The 15,250-nt window shown below is 61.8% G+C and carries 18 protein-coding genes; 5 read left to right on the top strand and 13 right to left on the bottom strand.

Annotation, left to right across the window (positions count from 1 at the left end; all coding sequences use genetic code 11):
- Positions 1–191: 191 nt before the first annotated feature.
- Complete coding sequence (eutC, locus tag E4631_RS09740) at positions 192–983, bottom strand: ethanolamine ammonia-lyase subunit EutC (protein ID WP_133656182.1); 792 nt, start codon at positions 981–983, stop codon at positions 192–194.
- 308 nt (positions 984–1,291) lie between these two features.
- Here eutC and E4631_RS09735 point away from each other — a divergent pair, with 308 nt between their 5' ends.
- Both E4631_RS09735 and E4631_RS09730 read left to right on the top strand, forming a co-directional pair.
- Complete coding sequence (locus E4631_RS09735) at positions 1,292–4,624, top strand: TonB-dependent receptor (protein WP_240734794.1); 3,333 nt, start codon at positions 1,292–1,294, stop codon at positions 4,622–4,624.
- 112 nt (positions 4,625–4,736) lie between these two features.
- Positions 4,737–5,525 carry a S1/P1 nuclease gene (locus E4631_RS09730; protein WP_133656037.1) on the top strand — a complete coding sequence of 263 codons (789 nt, stop codon included), beginning with the start codon at positions 4,737–4,739 and terminating at the stop codon, positions 5,523–5,525.
- Between the two features lie 22 nt (positions 5,526–5,547).
- Here the strand turns inward: E4631_RS09730 and E4631_RS09725 are convergent, their stop codons facing one another.
- Complete coding sequence (locus tag E4631_RS09725; protein WP_133656038.1) at positions 5,548–6,933, bottom strand: ethanolamine ammonia-lyase subunit EutB; 1,386 nt, start codon at positions 6,931–6,933, stop codon at positions 5,548–5,550.
- Positions 6,934–7,070: 137 nt separating this feature from the next.
- Here E4631_RS09725 and E4631_RS26770 point away from each other — a divergent pair, with 137 nt between their 5' ends.
- A complete protein-coding gene (locus E4631_RS26770; RefSeq protein ID WP_262709790.1) occupies positions 7,071–7,193 on the top strand; it encodes a hypothetical protein in 123 nt (40 codons plus the stop codon).
- A gap of 80 nt (positions 7,194–7,273) precedes the next feature.
- Here the strand turns inward: E4631_RS26770 and E4631_RS09720 are convergent, their stop codons facing one another.
- The 3 genes from E4631_RS09720 to E4631_RS09710 are packed head-to-tail and all read right to left on the bottom strand — an operon-like array spanning position 7,274 to position 9,407.
- Positions 7,274–8,194, bottom strand: coding sequence for a bestrophin family protein (locus E4631_RS09720; protein ID WP_133656039.1), 921 nt, complete (start codon positions 8,192–8,194; stop codon positions 7,274–7,276).
- A gap of 34 nt (positions 8,195–8,228) precedes the next feature.
- Positions 8,229–8,789, bottom strand: coding sequence for a GNAT family N-acetyltransferase (locus E4631_RS09715; RefSeq protein ID WP_133656040.1), 561 nt, complete (start codon positions 8,787–8,789; stop codon positions 8,229–8,231).
- An 18-nt stretch (positions 8,790–8,807) separates the two neighbouring features.
- The gene (locus E4631_RS09710) at positions 8,808–9,407 is read right to left on the bottom strand and encodes a carboxymuconolactone decarboxylase family protein (RefSeq protein ID WP_133656041.1); all 600 of its coding nucleotides are present in this window, start codon (positions 9,405–9,407) and stop codon (positions 8,808–8,810) included.
- 125 nt (positions 9,408–9,532) lie between these two features.
- On the opposite strand from E4631_RS09710, the gene E4631_RS09705 reads away from it, so the two are divergent.
- Complete coding sequence (locus E4631_RS09705; protein ID WP_133656042.1) at positions 9,533–10,258, top strand: glycosyltransferase family 2 protein; 726 nt, start codon at positions 9,533–9,535, stop codon at positions 10,256–10,258.
- A 104-nt stretch (positions 10,259–10,362) separates the two neighbouring features.
- Here E4631_RS09705 and E4631_RS09700 read toward each other — a convergent pair whose 3' ends face one another.
- The 3 genes from E4631_RS09700 to E4631_RS09690 form a co-directional block, all read right to left on the bottom strand.
- Positions 10,363–11,100: an SDR family oxidoreductase gene (locus tag E4631_RS09700; RefSeq protein ID WP_133656043.1), complete on the bottom strand. Its 738-nt coding sequence runs from the start codon at positions 11,098–11,100 to the stop codon at positions 10,363–10,365.
- 76 nt (positions 11,101–11,176) lie between these two features.
- On the bottom strand, positions 11,177–12,067 hold the full coding sequence (locus tag E4631_RS09695; protein WP_133656044.1) for an AraC family transcriptional regulator: 891 nt from the start codon (positions 12,065–12,067) through the stop codon (positions 11,177–11,179).
- A 110-nt stretch (positions 12,068–12,177) separates the two neighbouring features.
- The gene (locus tag E4631_RS09690; RefSeq protein WP_133656045.1) at positions 12,178–12,735 is read right to left on the bottom strand and encodes a hypothetical protein; all 558 of its coding nucleotides are present in this window, start codon (positions 12,733–12,735) and stop codon (positions 12,178–12,180) included.
- 84 nt (positions 12,736–12,819) lie between these two features.
- On the opposite strand from E4631_RS09690, the gene E4631_RS09685 reads away from it, so the two are divergent.
- The gene (locus tag E4631_RS09685; RefSeq protein ID WP_133656046.1) at positions 12,820–13,014 is read left to right on the top strand and encodes a DUF433 domain-containing protein; all 195 of its coding nucleotides are present in this window, start codon (positions 12,820–12,822) and stop codon (positions 13,012–13,014) included.
- An 83-nt stretch (positions 13,015–13,097) separates the two neighbouring features.
- Here E4631_RS09685 and E4631_RS09680 read toward each other — a convergent pair whose 3' ends face one another.
- The 5 genes from E4631_RS09680 to E4631_RS26250 form a co-directional block, all read right to left on the bottom strand.
- Positions 13,098–13,316, bottom strand: a complete 219-nt coding sequence (locus E4631_RS09680; RefSeq protein ID WP_133656047.1) for a DUF4926 domain-containing protein — start codon at positions 13,314–13,316, stop codon at positions 13,098–13,100.
- Positions 13,317–13,337: 21 nt separating this feature from the next.
- Complete coding sequence (locus E4631_RS26765) at positions 13,338–13,460, bottom strand: hypothetical protein (RefSeq protein WP_262709789.1); 123 nt, start codon at positions 13,458–13,460, stop codon at positions 13,338–13,340.
- A gap of 7 nt (positions 13,461–13,467) precedes the next feature.
- Positions 13,468–13,761 (bottom strand): hypothetical protein, encoded by a 294-nt coding sequence (locus E4631_RS09675; protein ID WP_133656048.1) that lies wholly within the window; start codon positions 13,759–13,761, stop codon positions 13,468–13,470.
- 142 nt (positions 13,762–13,903) lie between these two features.
- Entirely contained in the window at positions 13,904–14,932 is a 1,029-nt protein-coding gene (locus E4631_RS09670) for a hypothetical protein (protein WP_133656049.1), read from the bottom strand.
- A 72-nt stretch (positions 14,933–15,004) separates the two neighbouring features.
- A complete protein-coding gene (locus E4631_RS26250; RefSeq protein WP_205704222.1) occupies positions 15,005–15,169 on the bottom strand; it encodes a hypothetical protein in 165 nt (54 codons plus the stop codon).
- Positions 15,170–15,250 lie beyond the last annotated feature (81 nt).

The raw sequence follows: 15,250 nt of genomic DNA, 5'->3' as shown, positions 1-15,250 counted from the left end.
TTGGTCTTTCACCACCGAAAAGGCCCGCGATAAGTTGAAAAACAGATACGCTGAACTGACCAAAGTAACTAACGAAATTAAACTGTCAGACCACTAGTCCCCCCTCTCCACGGGAGAGGGGGCTAGGGGGTGAGGTCACGCGGAGGGCGAGGCGCGAGAACTTAATAACTCTGGAGGCTTTCCTAGCCGGCCTATTCCAGCGCGGGCACACCCGGCCCGGCCAGCAGGCCCGACTCATCCTTCAGCCCTACCCCCGACAGCTGCCGCCGCAGCGCTTCATTTAGTAGATAGAAGAGCTTGTCGGCCGCCGCGCCGTAGCCCAGGCCGGCGGGCCGGATATTGGACACACAGTTGCGGGCCTCGTCGGTGAGGCCGGGCCGGGGGCCGTAGGTGAAGTATGCGCCCAGGCTGTCGGGCGCGCTCAGGCCGGGCCGCTCGCCGATGAGCACCAGCACCAGCCGGGCACGCAGCAGGTGGCCTACCTCGTCGCCGAGGGCCACGCGCGCCTGCTCGGCCAGCACCAGCGGGCCCAGGCAGAAGCCGGCTTGCAGCAGCAGGGGTACCAGCCGGCGCAACAGGGGTAGGGCGTGCTGGTTACCGGCCGTGGCCGAGAGGCCATCGGCCAGCACCACTACTAGGTCACATTCGTCCGCGGTGGCGTCGGCCAAGTGGGTGCGGCTAGCTTCGTCGAGCTGCCGGCCGCGGTCGGGGCGCCGCAGGTACTCGGGGCGGGTGGCAGCCTGGCTACGCACTTCCAGCACCGGCAGACCCAGCTCACCCAACGCAGCTGGCAGCGCTTTATCCAGCTCCGAATACACAGCATCGCGGGCGTAGGCGTGCGCCAGCCGAAACGCCAGCGCCTCGCGCAGGGGCACGCTGGTGCCGCTGCGCCCCAGCCCGATGCGGGCCGCCGTGAAGGCGCGCAGGCCGGCCCAGGGATCGGGCTCCGGCGAGGGGGTAGGGCGGCTGGGCAGGTCGGGCATGAGGCAGGAAGGACGCGCACCGCGGGCGGGTTTCTCCAAAAGTAACTGACTGGCAGGCCACTCAGCGGCTAGCCCTGCTCCCGGTGGCCGGTGGCCGGCCGCGCCCCGGCCCCCGGCCACCGGGCCATTGATAAAGCTAACCTGACTTTCACGAAACATTCAGGAAATAGTGGAGGAGGAATTTTGCATTTTAAGAATTGGTGATTTCATTTCTCCGGGAATAACTGATGCTTTACTCTATTAAACAGCTTGACTTTCAAAACTCTACTACTCCCTACCCCTCCGTTTTTTACCCAATTCATTTTTCCATGACCCAACGTTTATCCTTCCTGCTTGGGCTGCTGCTGCTGGCCCTGAGCAGCGCCGCCCAGGTGACGACCAGCAGCCTGACCGGCCTCATCAAAGACGCTCAGGGCCAGCCCTCGATTGGGGCCACGGTGCGGGCCGTGCACACGCCCAGCGGCACCAGCTACGGCGTGGCTACCAATGGCGAGGGGCGCTTTACCATTCAGAACATGCGCATTGGCGGGCCCTACACCGTCGAAATCAGCTACGTGGGCTATCGCAGCACTACCCGCACCGGTATCGAGCTGGCCCTGGGCCAGCCGTACGTGCTCAACGTAACGCTCTCGGCCGAGAGCGCCCAGCTGCAGGAAGTGGTGGTGACGGCCAACAACCCGCGCTCCATCCTAAACTCGGACAAGACCGGGGCCATCACCACCATCGACCGCAATGCCTTGCAGCGGCTGCCGTCTATCACACGCTCGCTCAACGACTTTACGCGCCTTACGCCGCAGGCGGCGGGCTCGTCGGGGGCCATTGGAGGGGGTAGTAATCGCTCGAACTACTTTAGCGTGGATGGCTCGGACTTCAACAACAACTTTGGCATCGGGGGCAACCTGCCGGCCGGCGGCGCGCCCATCTCGCTCGACGCCATCGAGGAGATTTCGGTGAACGTGACGCCGTTCGATGTGCGACAGTCGGGCTTCACGGGGGCGGCCATTAATGCCGTAACCCGCGCCGGCACCAACGACTTCGCGGGCTCAGTGTATGGCTACTTCCGCAACCAGAAGTACCAGGGCAGCCGCGTGGGCGACCAGAATGTGACGCTGCAAGACCAGCGCTTTTATCAGTACGGCGCGCGCCTTGGCGGCCCGATTATCAAGAACAAACTGTTCTTCTTTGGCAACTACGAGAACGAGGAAAACCGCACGCCCGGCCAGCAGCGCGTGGCCGCCACCGATGCCGCGCCCTTCGGCAGCGGCAACACCAACATCGCACGCCCCACGGCCACCCAGTTGGACGACATCAGCACCTACCTGCGCGAGAAGTATGGCTACGAAACCGGCCCCTACCAAGGCTACAGCCTCACGGCGCCGCGCACTAAAATCCTGGGCCGCCTGGACTGGAACATCAGCTCGCGCCACCACTTCAATATCCGCTACAGCCAGGTAGAGAGCAAACAAACCAACTTTCCGAGCACCTCGCGCAGCCCGTTTGGGGCCTACCCCGGCGGCGGCAACCGCCAGCAGAACACGGCGCTTTTCTACCAAAATGCCACGTATTTTCAGGAGGCTAACTTTTACTCGGGCGCGGCCGAGCTGAACTCGACCTTCGGTAAGCGCGGCACCACTACCAACACCCTGCGCGGCACGTTCACCCGCCAAAACGACCCACGCAGCTCGCCGAGCAGCCTGTTTCCGTTCGTGGATATTCTGGGCCCCGACGGCACGCCGTTTACCTCGTTTGGCACCGAGCTGTTCACCTACGGCAACCTGCGCGACGTGAAAATCTACTCCGTGAAGGACGATTTTAACGCCCTGCTGGGCCGCAACAATATCACGGCCGGCTTCCAGGTTGACGCCAGCACCACCAAAAACGGCTTCCAGCGCTTCGGCACGGGCTACTACACGTTTGCCTCGTTTGATGATTTCAAGAATGGGGTTAAGCCGCTCGATTTTGGCATCACCTACCCCCTCACCTCCGATTACTCGCAGGCCTTCCCGACCTTTAAGTACCAGCAGTATTCGCTGTACTTGCAGGATGAGATTGCCGTGAGCGACCGCCTGCGCATCACGCCCGGCCTGCGCGTGGACCTCACGCACTACGACCAGTCGCTGCGCAACTTCCCGCTGGTGGCGGGCCTCACCTTTGCCAACCAGGAGAAGGTGGACGTGGCCGCCCTACCCGGCAACCAGGTGCTGTACTCGCCGCGCCTGGGCTTCAACCTCGACGTGCTCGGCAACCGCACGGTACAGCTGCGCGGCGGCTCAGGCATTTTCACGGGCCGCGTGCCCTACGTCTGGATTGTGAGCCAGGCCGGCGACGCGGGCACGCTGCAAATCACGCAGCAGTTTTCGGGGGCGGCCAACGTGCCGGGTCCTTTCAACCCCGACCCCACGGCCTATCGCCCGGCTACGGTGCCAGCCGCCGGCACGGTTATCCCCAGCACTACTTCGTCGCTGGCCAGTGACTTTCGCTTTCCGCAGGTGTGGAAAAGCAGCCTGGCCCTCGATACCCGGCTGCCCGGCGGCATCGTGGGCAGCGTGGAGGCCATTGTGAACCGCGACATCAACGCGGCCATCTTCCGCAACGCCAACCTGGTAAGCCCGCAAAACCTGGGCACAAGCGGCTACGCCGACAACCGCCTGATTTACCCCAGCACCAACAGCACCAAGTTTGTGAACCCGCTCACCAATGCGGGCCAGCCAGTAGCCACTGGGGCGGCCAATGGCACCGGCGCCTACAATACCATCGTGCTCGGCAATGCGTCGAAGGGCTACTATTTCTCGCTGACCGGCAAGCTGGATAAGCAGTTCAACAACAACCTGTTCGGCTCGGTAGCCTACACCTACACCGATGCCCAGAACCTGTACGACGGTGGCGGCGACCAGCCGCTGTCGGCCTGGCAGGGCACGGCCACCGTTAATGGCTCGAATAACCTGCCGCTGAGCTACAACGGCAACACCCTGCCTCACCGCGTCATCGGCTCGCTCTCGTACCGGGCCGAGTACCTGGGCCATTTGGCCACTACCTTCTCCTTCTTCTACGAGGGCGCCACGCAGGGCCGCTACTCGTATCTGTACTCGACCGACTTCAACCGCGACGGTGCCAACGCCGACCTGATTTACATCCCGAAAGACCCGTCGGAAATCACCTTCGTGCCCGTGACCACGGGTAGCGGCGCCACGCTGCAAACGCAGTTTACGGCTCAGCAGCAGAGCGATGCCTTCTTCGCCTTCATCAAGCAGGACCCCTACCTGAGCAAGCACCAAGGCAGCTATGCCGAGCGCAACGGCGCGCAGTTCCCCTGGCGCAGTCAGGTAGACGTGAAAATTCTCCAGGACATCTTCACCAACATCGGCGGCAAGCGCAACTCGCTGCAAGTGAGCCTGGATATCTTCAATGTGGGAAACCTGCTGAACAACAACTGGGGCCGCGTGCAGCAGCTCACCTTCAACAACTTCCTGGAGCCCCAGAACGTGAATAACCTCACTACGGCCGCCACCAGCCCCAAGCCTACCTTCCGCTTCGGCCGCGACGCCGTGACCGGCCAGCTGCTCACCAACACCTTCCGCGACGCGGTGAGCCTGTCCTCGACCTACTACATGCAGGTGGGCCTGCGCTACAGCTTCAACTAGCGGCCCCTACCCCCTCCTAAAAAGCCGGCCGTGCCTGAAGTAGGCGGCCGGCTTTTTCACGAATTACTCCCTGCTTTACCCGTTTTTTACCCGTTCTTTCAGCCTTTCCAGCATGTCTCTTTTCCGCATTTCTGTTCTTTTTCTTTGCCTGAGCTTATTCACGTTTGATGCCTGCGCCTGGGGCGTGGTGGGCCACCGCACCATTGCGCGCATCGCCGAAAACCACCTCACGCCCAAGGCCAAGCGCGAAATTGCGGCGCTGCTGGCCGGCGAAACCCTGCCGCTGGTCAGCACCTTTCCCGACGAAATCCGGCCCTACCCCGCCTTCAAGTACACGTCGCCCTGGCACTACCTCGATACCACGCCCCGCCTGCCCTACGCGCAGTACGTGGCCACTATCGACACGATGAAGCAGGCCAATGCTTACCTGGCCATCCAGCAGATGCAACGGCAGCTGCAAGACCGCAGCAAGCCGGCGGCCGACCGCCTCTTTGCCCTCAAGTTTTTGGTGCATCTGGTGGGCGATGTGCACCAGCCCATGCACGCCGGCCACGCCGACGACTCGGGCGGCAACAAGGTGCTGGTCAAGTTTCAGGGCAAAGACCTGAACCTACACAGCCTATGGGACAGCGCCCTGCTCGACTACGAGGGCATGACCTACACCGAGCTGGCCGCCACCTACGACCACGCCAGCCCCGCCCAGGTGCGGGAGTGGCAGCAGGCTCCGCCCGCCACCTGGCTCTTCGAGTCGTACCAGCTCAGCGAGCCTCTCTACGCCGAAGCTGCCCAAAACCCAACCTTCGACTACGCCTACTACCCCGTCCACGCAGCCATGCTGCACCAGCGCCTGCTGGAAGCTGGCATCCGGCTGGCGGGGGTGCTTAACCAGGCGTTTGCGTAGGGGTCGGCCTCCGCGGCGGACCTCACCCCAGCGCCGCCGGCAGCTGCCCCAGTAGCCGCGCCGCCGTGGCCGGCAGCTGCCGCCCGCGCTCGTCAAAAATGCCTTGCCGCACCAGCCAGGCCGCAAACTCGGGCGCGGGCCGCAGGCCCAGCGCCTGGCGCAGGTACAGCGCATCGTGGAAGGAAGTAGACTGGTAGCCGAGCATGATGTCGTCGGCGCCTGGCACGCCCATGATGAAGTTGCAGCCCGCCACGCCCAGCAGCGTGAGCAGGGTGTCCATGTCGTCCTGGTCGGCCTCGGCGTGGTTGGTGTAGCACACGTCCATGCCCATGGGCAGGCCCAGCAGCTTGGCGCAGAAGTGGTCCTCCAGCGCGGCCCGGATGATTTGCTTGCCATCGTAGAGGTACTCGGGGCCAATGAAGCCGACCACCGAATTGACGAGCAGCGGACGATAGCGCCGGGCCACGGCGTAGGCCCGCGCCTCGCAGGTTTGCTGGTCGAGGCCGTGGTGGGCATTGGCCGAAAGCGCGCTGCCCTGGCCGGTTTCGAAGTACATCACGTGGTCGCCGAGCGTGCCGCGGCCCAGCGCCAGCGTGGCCTCGTGGGCTTCGGCCAGCATACTCAGGCTGATGCCGAAGCTCTGGTTGGCCGCCTCGGTACCGGCAATGGACTGAAACGTTAAATCGACCGGCGCTCCTTGGTTTATCAGCTCCAGCGCGGTCGTGACGTGGCACAGCACGCAGGTTTGGGTCGGAATCTCATACTGCTGGCGCACGCCGTCGAGCATTCGCAGCAGGTCGCCCACCTGCCGGGTGTTGTCGGTGGCGGGGTTGATGCCCAGCACCGCGTCGCCGCTGCCGTAGAGCAGGCCATCGACGAGGCTGGCCGCGATGCCGCGCAGGTCGTCGGTGGGGTGGTTGGGCTGGAGGCGCGTGGCCAGGTGCCCGCGCAGCCCCAGCGTATTGCGAAAGCGGGTAATGACCTCCACGCGCCGGGCCACGGCAATCAGTTCCTGGTTGCGCAGCAGCTTGCTCACGGCGGCCACCATCTCGGGCGTGAGGCCGGGCGCCAGCACCGCCAGCGTGGCCCCGTCGGCGGCATCCGATACCAGCCAGTCGCGCAGCTCGCCCACCGTGAAGGAGGCAATAGGCACAAACGCCGCCGCGTCGTGCGTGTCGATAATGAGGCGCGTCACCTCATCCTGCTCGTAGGGCACCAATGCTTCGGTCAGAAACGTGCGCAGCGGCACGTCGGCCAGCGCATACTGGGCGGCCACGCGCTCCTCGTAAGTGGCGGCGGCCACGCCGGCCAGCTCATCGCCGGCGCGCAGGGGGGTAGCGCGCGCCAGCAGCGTTTTCAGGTCGTCGAAAACGTAGGTGCGGGAGCCGACGGTGTGGCGATACGACATAAGCGCAGGGAAGGGCAGGCCTGCCAGCAAGATACCGCCGCCTCGCTCAAATCGGGCCGCGCCCGGCCGGCCAGTCAGCCCTACCCCCCTCCTTTACGTACAACGCCCAATATTCCTTTTCCCCAACCCCCACTACCATGGCCACTACCGTCAAAACCCCCAGCCACACCGACCCCGAAACCAAGCAGAAAGAGGACGCCAACCAAACGACTATCAAGGATAAGCCCTCCGGCAAAAGCGTGAAAACGCAGAAGAAATAACCGGCTATTCCAGCCGTAAGAAAGCCCGGTTACTTGTGGTAGCCGGGCTTTCTTATGTCTTGATTTTTGAGCCAACTGTATTAATCGGCCACGTAGCGGCTGGGCCGGGCGGGCGCGGGCGGCGCGGGCTCGCCCACCATTTCCAGCAGGGTGGTTTCGATAAAATGGCTCATGGCAGTCAGGGCCAGCGCGTTGGCGCCCGACCCAAACGGCTCCTCCATTTCGCGCATCACGGCATCGAGGGCCATAAACGTGTAGCCCACAAACACCACGATGAGCGGCGTTACCCAGCCCAGGCTATCGACCAGCCCAAAGGGCAGCAGGAAGCAGTAGAGGTACACTGTGCGGTGCAAAATCACGCTGTAGGTGTACGGAATGGGCGTGCCCGCCAGCCGCTCGCAGGCCCCCACAATGTCGGTCAGCAGGTTGAAGTTGTGCTCGAAGGCCAGCTGCTGCGCCAGGTCGAGGCGGGCGCTTTCGCGGCCCTGCTGCACCCAGCGGCCCAGCTCCAGCACCAGCCGGATGGGCCCGAACGTGGCCTGCCCTACGGCCTGGGCCAGCGGGGTAGGCAGCAGGCGCGCCAGGTCGGGGGTAGCGTCGGTGCGGCGCAGCTGGTGCTTGAGGGCGTAGGTGCAGGCAATGAGCAGCCGCCCAAACTGCGCGGGCTCGGGCGCGCCGGCCGGGTAGCCGCCCAGCGTAAGGGCCTGGCGCAGCAGCGAGCGGGTGGTGTTCAGCAGCGCGCCCCACTGCTTGCGGCCCTCCCAAAAGCGGTCGTAGCTGGCATTATTATAAAAGCCCAGAAAAATGGCCAGCGTAACCCCAAACAGCGTGAACGGCGCGGCCGTGAGCGGCACCTTGTACGTGAGCAGCCGGCCGTGCACGTACACCACCGCCACGGCCAGCGCCAGCAGGGCCAGCAGGCGCGGCAGTATCTGGGGCAGCACCGAGCCCTGCCACACAAACAGCAGCCGCAGCCAGCTTTTCTTGTCCCGAATTATCATAGTAAGCTAGGCAAACGCCCGCGCTGCTGGGGCGCTAAGTGGTGGCAGGCAGGGGTAGGGCGGGCTCCACGGCGCGCTCGAAGCGCAGGCGGCCATCTACGTCGGTGCCGCTGGAGGTGAAGCCATTGGCCAGCAGCACGCGCTGCGAAATGAGGTTTTCGGGCTGCGCGTGGGCCACCAGTTGGCGCACCGCGCCGGTGGCGGCGGCTTGCTGCACCAGCCCGGCCACCAGCTCGGTGCCCAGGCCCTGGCCGCGCCAGTCGGCCGCGATGCTGTAGCCTATTTCGGCCATGCCCGCCGCGTCGGGCGGGCCCGTGAAGCCACCCGTGCCCACCAGCGTGCGGGGCACGTCGCCCTCGGCCTTGCGCAGGGCGTACCAGTTGTACCAGCCCGCCGCGTCGCGGCCCCCGGCCGTGAGCTTTTCCAGGAAATATTCCATGGCCTCGCGGTCGTAGTCGCCGGGCGGCCAGTCGGTGGGTAGGGCAGCGCCCAGCAGGGTCGGAAAATACTGCGGCTTGTGCAGCTCGGCGGTGAGCAGCGCCCGGCTGGCGGCCAGGATGAGCAGGCGGGGCGTGTGGGTAATCAGCGGAATCATGGCGTGAGTATACGCAACTTAGCCGGCGGCCGGCGCAGGCACGGCAAACGTATTGAGCAAGCCACTGATAATCATGTACTGCCCGGCCAGGTAAATCATGTCTACCACGCCTTTTTCGCCGAAAGCGGCCAGCGCCTGCCCGTAGAGGTCGGCGTCAATCTGGTGCTTGGTGCTGAGGCGGTGGGTAAACTCATACGCTACCCCCTCCTCGGCCGACAAGCTGGCCGGCTTCTCGCCCGCCACCAATGCCTGAATAGTGGCCTCGTCGAAGCCCGCCTGGCGGCCCACCGCCGTGTGGGCATACAGCTCGTAGGCCGCCTGCCACACCGCGCCCACGGTGAGAATAATTACCTGCCGCACTCGCTCGCTGAGGGCGGTGTGCTCGCCCTCGGCCGCGTTCATAGCCATCACGGCCTGGCTGATGAGGGGGCTGCGCAGCATGGGGTTGAAGGGCCCAATGAGCACGCCGGCCGGCGTAGCGGCCTGGAAGCCTGATTTAGTGGCCCAGGTCACCATTTTGTCGGTAAGCTGGGTATAAAGCTGGTGCTGGTCGGCGTCGAGAGCGGCGGGCGGCAGCAGCGGCAGCCGCCCGCCCAGGGGGTTTTCAGTAAGTGCCATTCGGAGCAAGGTAAGGGGGTAGGAGATGCCTTAAAGCGTGTCCTCCGCATACGGCTGAGCGGCGGCCGGCGGCTACTTTCGCCCGGCTGGTGTGTAGTTTTATCACGCCCTTACCGCTGCTGATTTTGGTAAAATTCGACACGCTCTCCATCGTCATCCCCGTTTACAACGAGGCCCGCACCATTCACCAGATTCTGGACCTGCTGCGCGAGCTGGAATTAGTGCATAACATCCGCAAGGAGATTATCCTGGTCAACGACTGCTCGACCGATGCCTCGGCCGATACCATTCGGGCCTACGCCGCCCGCTACCCCGCCCTGGGCCTGCGCCTGCTGGAGCACCCCGTAAACAAGGGCAAGGGCGCGGCCCTGCACACGGGCATCCGCGAGGCTACCGGCGACTACGTCATCATTCAGGATGCCGACCTCGAGTACGACCCCGAAGAGTATAACCTGTTGATAAAGCCCGTGCTGCGGGGCTTTGCCGACGTGGTGTTCGGCTCGCGCTTTATGGGCGGCAACCCGCACCGCATCCTGTTTTTCTGGCACAGCATCGGCAACAACGTCCTCACCTTCCTGTCCAATATGTGCACCGACCTGAACCTGACGGATATGGAAACGTGCTACAAGCTCTTCCGGCGCGACATCATACAGGGCCTGAAGCTGGTCGAAAACCGCTTCGGCTTCGAGCCCGAAGTCACGGCCAAGATGGCGCGCGTGCCCAACATCCGGGTCTACGAAGTGGGCATCAGCTACTACGGCCGCACCTACGCCGAGGGCAAAAAAATCGGCTGGCGCGACGGCTTCCGGGCCATCTACTGCATCCTCAAGTACGGTTTGCTGAAGGGGTAGCCCCGGCGGGCGCAGGCCCCTACCCCCGCCCGCCGGCTCCGCGGCCCGCGAGGGGGGTAGGGGCCGCATCACCTGCTGGCACGGCGCATTTTTCTGGCCGCTTGTTACCAGGGGCTGATGCCGGTTTCCGGCGCATTATCGTCGCTAAAAAACTGGCTGGTGGGGCCATCGGGGCCCAGCAGGGCGGCTTTTACCAGGCAGGCGGCGGCATCCTGCACACTGCCGGGGCCGCTGTGGTGGTTGAAGTCGGTGGCGGTGTAGCCGGGGTCCACGGCGTTCACCTTGAAGGGCGTGTCGCGCAGCTCGTAGGCCAGCATAATGGTGTAGGCGTTCAGGGCGGCCTTGGAGGGCTGGTAGGCGGCGCCCTTCACGGCGTAGTACTTCCAGCTGGGGTCGTTGTGCAAGGTCAGCGAGCCCAGGCCGGAGGTGACGTTGACGATGCGCGGCGCCGGCGACTGCCGCAGCAGGTCGATAAAGGCCTGCGTGACCGCGATAACGCCAAACACGTTGGTGTCAAACACCTCCTTAATGGTGCTGAGGCTGGTGCTCGTGGCCGGCTGCTCCATGCCGCCCAGAATGCCGGCATTGTTGATGAGCACGTCCAGTACCGGCGTTTTCTGGCCCAGGGCCGCGCGGGCGGCGGCGATGGAGGCACCATCCGCCACGTCGATTTCGATGGGCTCGACTTGGGCGAAACCTTCCGCTTTCAATTGGTCGACGGCCTGCTGGCCTTTGGCTAAATCGCGGCTGCCGAGGTACACGTAGTAGCCGTTTTGGAGAAGCTGCCGGGCCGCTTCGAAGCCAATGCTTCGGTTGGCACCGGTAATGAGGACTGTCTTCATGCTGAATGATTGTCAATGGATTAACAATACAAAATTACCAGGGCCGTTTGGCGCGGCTAGCACCTATTTCGCGGTACTACTGGTACATTTTGCGGATGCTGGCCCGGTACTCGGCCGGCGTCAGGCCGGTTTCGCGCTTGAAGAAGCGATTGAAGTAAGAAGCATCCGAAAAGCCCAGGTCGAAGGCTATTTCTTTGAGCGACTGCGGGGTGTAGAAGAGCAGGCGCTTGGCCTCCAGCACCAGCCGCTCGTGCAGGTGCTTGATGGCCGACTTGCCGCTCTGGGCCTTCACCACCTCGCTCAGGTGCCCCGCCGAAATATGCAACATTTCCGCATACGCACTCACCTCGTGCAACTCGTGAAAATGGGTCTCAATCCTCGCCCGGTAGGTGCGCAACAGCCGCTGGTCGGCCGACGGCTCGCCGCCCGGAAACTGCTCGGTATAGAGCCGGCTCAGGTAGGTGAGCAGCACCGTGAGGTAGGCGCTCAGCATCTGGTGCTGCCACTCGCCGGGGCGCTGGTATTCGGCCTCTATCTTGGCCAGCAGGTCGTCCACCACGGCTTCGTCGGCGGCGGTTAGGGGCAGCTCATGCCCGTTTTGGGGGTTCTGGATGAGCGGCAGGTGGCGCAGCGCCGCGTTTTGCTGCAAGGCCAGAAACTCGCTCGTAAACGTGAGGCGGGTGCCCCAGAAGGGGGTAGGCTCCTCCTTCACCAGCAGCTGGCTAGGAGTCGAGAAGTACAGCGTTCGGTCCTGGCGCACGTAGGGCACGGCATCGACCCAGTGGCGGCCGGTAGCGTGCTTCGTAAACACCAGCATGAAATACGCCTTGCGGTGCGGCAGCAGCACGTCGGCCTCGTAGGGCAGCCCGCCCGCCGAGCGCGCAATGGAGAACGAGTTGCTGCCGGTGGCTTCGTCTCGCTCAAACGGGTATATCGGCACCGGCGGCCGGCTAGTGAGCATCTGCATACCCCAAATTTACGGCCGGGGTAAGGAGCAGCGGGCACGTTAAAAACCCGCCCGCCGCTACCGGGGCGGCAGCAGCTAAAAAAATCAACACTTATAAGCAACAGTATCGCCTACCCCCTGCGCGGCAAGTGACGCAGGCGAATGCGCAGGTACTGCTGTAGCCAGATGGGGTACAGGTTATACCCCACGTTCAGCCCCGTTAGCCCGAGCGCCCAGCCCCAGTGCCCCACCGCTGCCTCGTGCCCGCTCACCAGCCCAAAACCCACCAGCCCCGCCCAGTGAAACCGCTCCTGCTGGTAAGTAGCGCTAACAAGCCGGGCCACGCCCTGGAGCCCCGCCAGCACCCGGTAGCCGGGGTAGCGCCGACGCAGCAGCCGGTTCACCAGCGCGCCTTGCTGCGCCAGGCGCCCCACGGCCGGCACCCCCAGCCGCTCGTACTGCGCCACCCGGCCGCTCAGCTGCAGGCGACGCAGCCAAGCCACTGGCCACGCGTAGGCCGACAAGCTCACCACTACCACGACCCACAGCCACGGCCGCTCCACGTAGTGGGCGCAGGCGACCACCAGCGGCCCAAACGCCAGCACCGACCACACTACATTGGGCACCGCGTTGTAAGCCGCCACAACGGCAGCCGAAGGCTCGCGCGGCTCGGTAGAATTCAGGGACATCAGGCCGGTAAAGTACTGCCTGAAAAGCCGTCAGCCGCTACCAGGGGCGGCAGCGGCTGCGAAAACTGTGGTTACTTTGGCACAATGGAAACTGCCTTGTCTCGCATCACTACCAATCCGCGCCAGTGCGGCGGCCAGCCCTGCATTCGGGGCATACGCATCCGCGTGGCCGATGTGCTGCAACTCTTCGCCGCCGGCCTGTCGGCCGGGCAGGTGTTAGCCGAAATGCCCGATTTAGAAGTGGCCGACTTACAAGCCGCCTTGCAGTACGCTGCTTAGTCCTGAAACAAAAAACCCGCCCTAGTGCGCGTGCTTCCAAAGAGGCAGAGGCGTGGCGGGTGTTGTTGAAAAGCAAATCAAAATTAAGCGGCCTGCCGCCACGGCTGCACGATGGCGGCCACCTCAGCGGCGGGCAGCGTCAGCACGGCCTGCGTGTGTCCGTCGAGACCAATAAATTCTACTTCGTAAGCTTCTCCTTGGGCGTGTACCAGCACGACGGTACCCAATGCGCCAGCGGCCAGGCCGCACTCTGGGTGGGCTTTTTGCAGCTGCACGGTATCTAGCTCAGCGAAGGGTTTCATCAGCGGTCGGCGCTAGGAGGCTTATTTGTATTCGGCGCTTGCGGGTAGCTTACCTATCTTTTTCAAATAGGCAAATAACTCTTTATCGCTCAGCGGGCCACTGATACGGCCCTTTTCCCATTCTTCTTGGGTAAGGCCATTCATCGAAAAGTCAGTTGGTTTCTTCGAGGAATTGCTTGATGATGGCGATTCTAATGGCTCCATAATCGGCAAGGTTTACGTCGTCAATGACGAGGGTTTGGTCGTTTAACGTAAAAAGCACCGCGATAAATTTCCGGTGGCTATTGGTATAGCCCACGCGCTCAAATTGCCGGGCTGGTCGAATATACGTCGAAGCCTGCCCTATCTGGTGCAGCAACTCCTGAATCTCATCCAACTCAATTCGGACGCTGTGTAGCCAGTTCAGGTTGAGCTTGCCAAAGTCGATTTCGTAGTTTTCAAACATCGAGTAAAGCTACTACGCTAGCCCGCCGCCGAGCCGGCGTTTCCCGGCGGCTCAGCTACCACCTGCGCCCCGCCCCCTACCCCCCCAAAACACGGCAGCCGCTACCGGGGGCGGCAGCGGCTGGGAAACTTAAGAAACTAGCCTATGCAGCGACGGGCATAAGTTCTTGTGGTGTTTCATTATCACCAAGTTTAGATGCGACTACTTGCTTAAGGCGATTTTCCCATCCCCTTTTATGTTCAATGCGTGTGTAATCCTTTTCAGGGCGATTTAATACTTCCGTTCTACTAAGCTTACTGAGTTCAGCCCAATTTTCATACATGACATAGAGTGCGTTACCATATTCCAGGTTTTCAAACACCGCTAAATCTGGAGCAAAGCGAGCCCCAAAGTACTTCCTTATGCCGCTTGCGCCGAGTATAATCTCTGGAGTCGGCTTAATGCTAAACAGCAAATCATAACGCTCCCGAATCTGCCTCTTGAGCTCTTCAGTCACCTTGCTGTATTTGCCTAAAATTCTCTCCAAATCCCTATCTCGTTCGCCTGGTGGAAAAATTTCCCAAGCAACGTTCAGCGTTTTAAGGTAATCCGCCACTGTTGCATTTGCAGCAAATACGCTCGCATTAAAGACGTCTGCGCTATATGTCGCTTCCTGCAATACATTCAGATTGAAAAGCAAACGCTCTTCAAAATCAGCAGCTGTCTTGTCCAGCACTTCATCAACTGACACAGTTATAGTGAAAAGCTTCTCGCCGCTTTCTTCAGCAGTATCTAGCAACTCAATGGCAACAGCTAGATGCCTAGGGTGCTTGAATTGCTTCTGATAAATGAGCCTTGTTTGATAAAGGGAAAAGGTGCCTTTTGAGTACTCGCCAAAAATAGGCCTCTCACCCATGTAGATTGTCTTGTGGACCTTAGGCAAGTCTTTCCTAATTATGGTTTTGCCTGCGGTATTAGCTTTTGCATAGCGCCCAATTGCTGGATTCGGGATGAAGTTTGGTTCAAACACCAAAGCATCATTCTCAAAACCCAGTCCTAGGTTTCTGTGTCTACCACGTAGCAGGTCTGCTTGACTGACTTTCAAAACAGTGGCTACAACAACTTCATTTCCTGAGATAGCTGCTATGGCAGCTACAACCTGTTCAGGTATTTTATTTAAGTTCTTTCTCATGACGCTCTCAATGATTTGGATGTAAGCAAAGAGGAGCGGCCATCTTTCGACAACCGCTCCTCTCAGTAAGCTCTAAGACTCCTTCGCTACGCCTTTAAAGGGCTTATTATCAGCTTTCTGGTCCATAAACTGACCATTGGGGCCTCTCTTAGTCCAAGTATCATTGCTTGGATTGTAAACCTGGCTACGGTCTTTTACCGCACCAATTCGAAAATTTTGGCCTGTGTTTTTAGCCATGACATTATAGGGAAATACGCTTAGTAAAAAGAGCTACTAAGCAGATGCTCCATAGTGTAGATTCGAGTGCAGTGTTTACAT

It is taken from the genome of Hymenobacter sp. UV11, assembly GCF_004684095.1.
In the GTDB taxonomy this organism is placed as follows: Bacteria; Bacteroidota; Bacteroidia; order Cytophagales; family Hymenobacteraceae; genus Hymenobacter.
Note: the sequence above shows the minus strand (reverse complement) of the source record. Positions and strands in the feature narration are given on the sequence as shown.

Coding starts and splice junctions, on each gene's coding strand:
- E4631_RS26250 (WP_205704222.1), bottom strand. CDS start 15,169: ATGGCTAAAAACACAGGCCAAAATTTTCGAATTGGTGCGGTAAAAGAC.
- E4631_RS09680 (WP_133656047.1), bottom strand. CDS start 13,316: ATGAAACCCTTCGCTGAGCTAGATACCGTGCAGCTGCAAAAAGCCCAC.
- E4631_RS26765 (WP_262709789.1), bottom strand. CDS start 13,460: ATGAATGGCCTTACCCAAGAAGAATGGGAAAAGGGCCGTATCAGTGGC.
- E4631_RS09710 (WP_133656041.1), bottom strand. CDS start 9,407: ATGGCACTTACTGAAAACCCCCTGGGCGGGCGGCTGCCGCTGCTGCCG.
- E4631_RS09725 (WP_133656038.1), bottom strand. CDS start 6,933: ATGTCGTATCGCCACACCGTCGGCTCCCGCACCTACGTTTTCGACGAC.
- E4631_RS09735 (WP_240734794.1), top strand. CDS start 1,292: ATGACCCAACGTTTATCCTTCCTGCTTGGGCTGCTGCTGCTGGCCCTG.
- eutC (WP_133656182.1), bottom strand. CDS start 983: ATGCCCGACCTGCCCAGCCGCCCTACCCCCTCGCCGGAGCCCGATCCC.
- E4631_RS26770 (WP_262709790.1), top strand. CDS start 7,071: ATGGCCACTACCGTCAAAACCCCCAGCCACACCGACCCCGAAACCAAG.
- E4631_RS09730 (WP_133656037.1), top strand. CDS start 4,737: ATGTCTCTTTTCCGCATTTCTGTTCTTTTTCTTTGCCTGAGCTTATTC.
- E4631_RS09685 (WP_133656046.1), top strand. CDS start 12,820: ATGGAAACTGCCTTGTCTCGCATCACTACCAATCCGCGCCAGTGCGGC.
- E4631_RS09695 (WP_133656044.1), bottom strand. CDS start 12,067: ATGCAGATGCTCACTAGCCGGCCGCCGGTGCCGATATACCCGTTTGAG.
- E4631_RS09700 (WP_133656043.1), bottom strand. CDS start 11,100: ATGAAGACAGTCCTCATTACCGGTGCCAACCGAAGCATTGGCTTCGAA.
- E4631_RS09715 (WP_133656040.1), bottom strand. CDS start 8,789: ATGATTCCGCTGATTACCCACACGCCCCGCCTGCTCATCCTGGCCGCC.
- E4631_RS09720 (WP_133656039.1), bottom strand. CDS start 8,194: ATGATAATTCGGGACAAGAAAAGCTGGCTGCGGCTGCTGTTTGTGTGG.
- E4631_RS09675 (WP_133656048.1), bottom strand. CDS start 13,761: ATGTTTGAAAACTACGAAATCGACTTTGGCAAGCTCAACCTGAACTGG.
- E4631_RS09670 (WP_133656049.1), bottom strand. CDS start 14,932: ATGAGAAAGAACTTAAATAAAATACCTGAACAGGTTGTAGCTGCCATA.
- E4631_RS09690 (WP_133656045.1), bottom strand. CDS start 12,735: ATGTCCCTGAATTCTACCGAGCCGCGCGAGCCTTCGGCTGCCGTTGTG.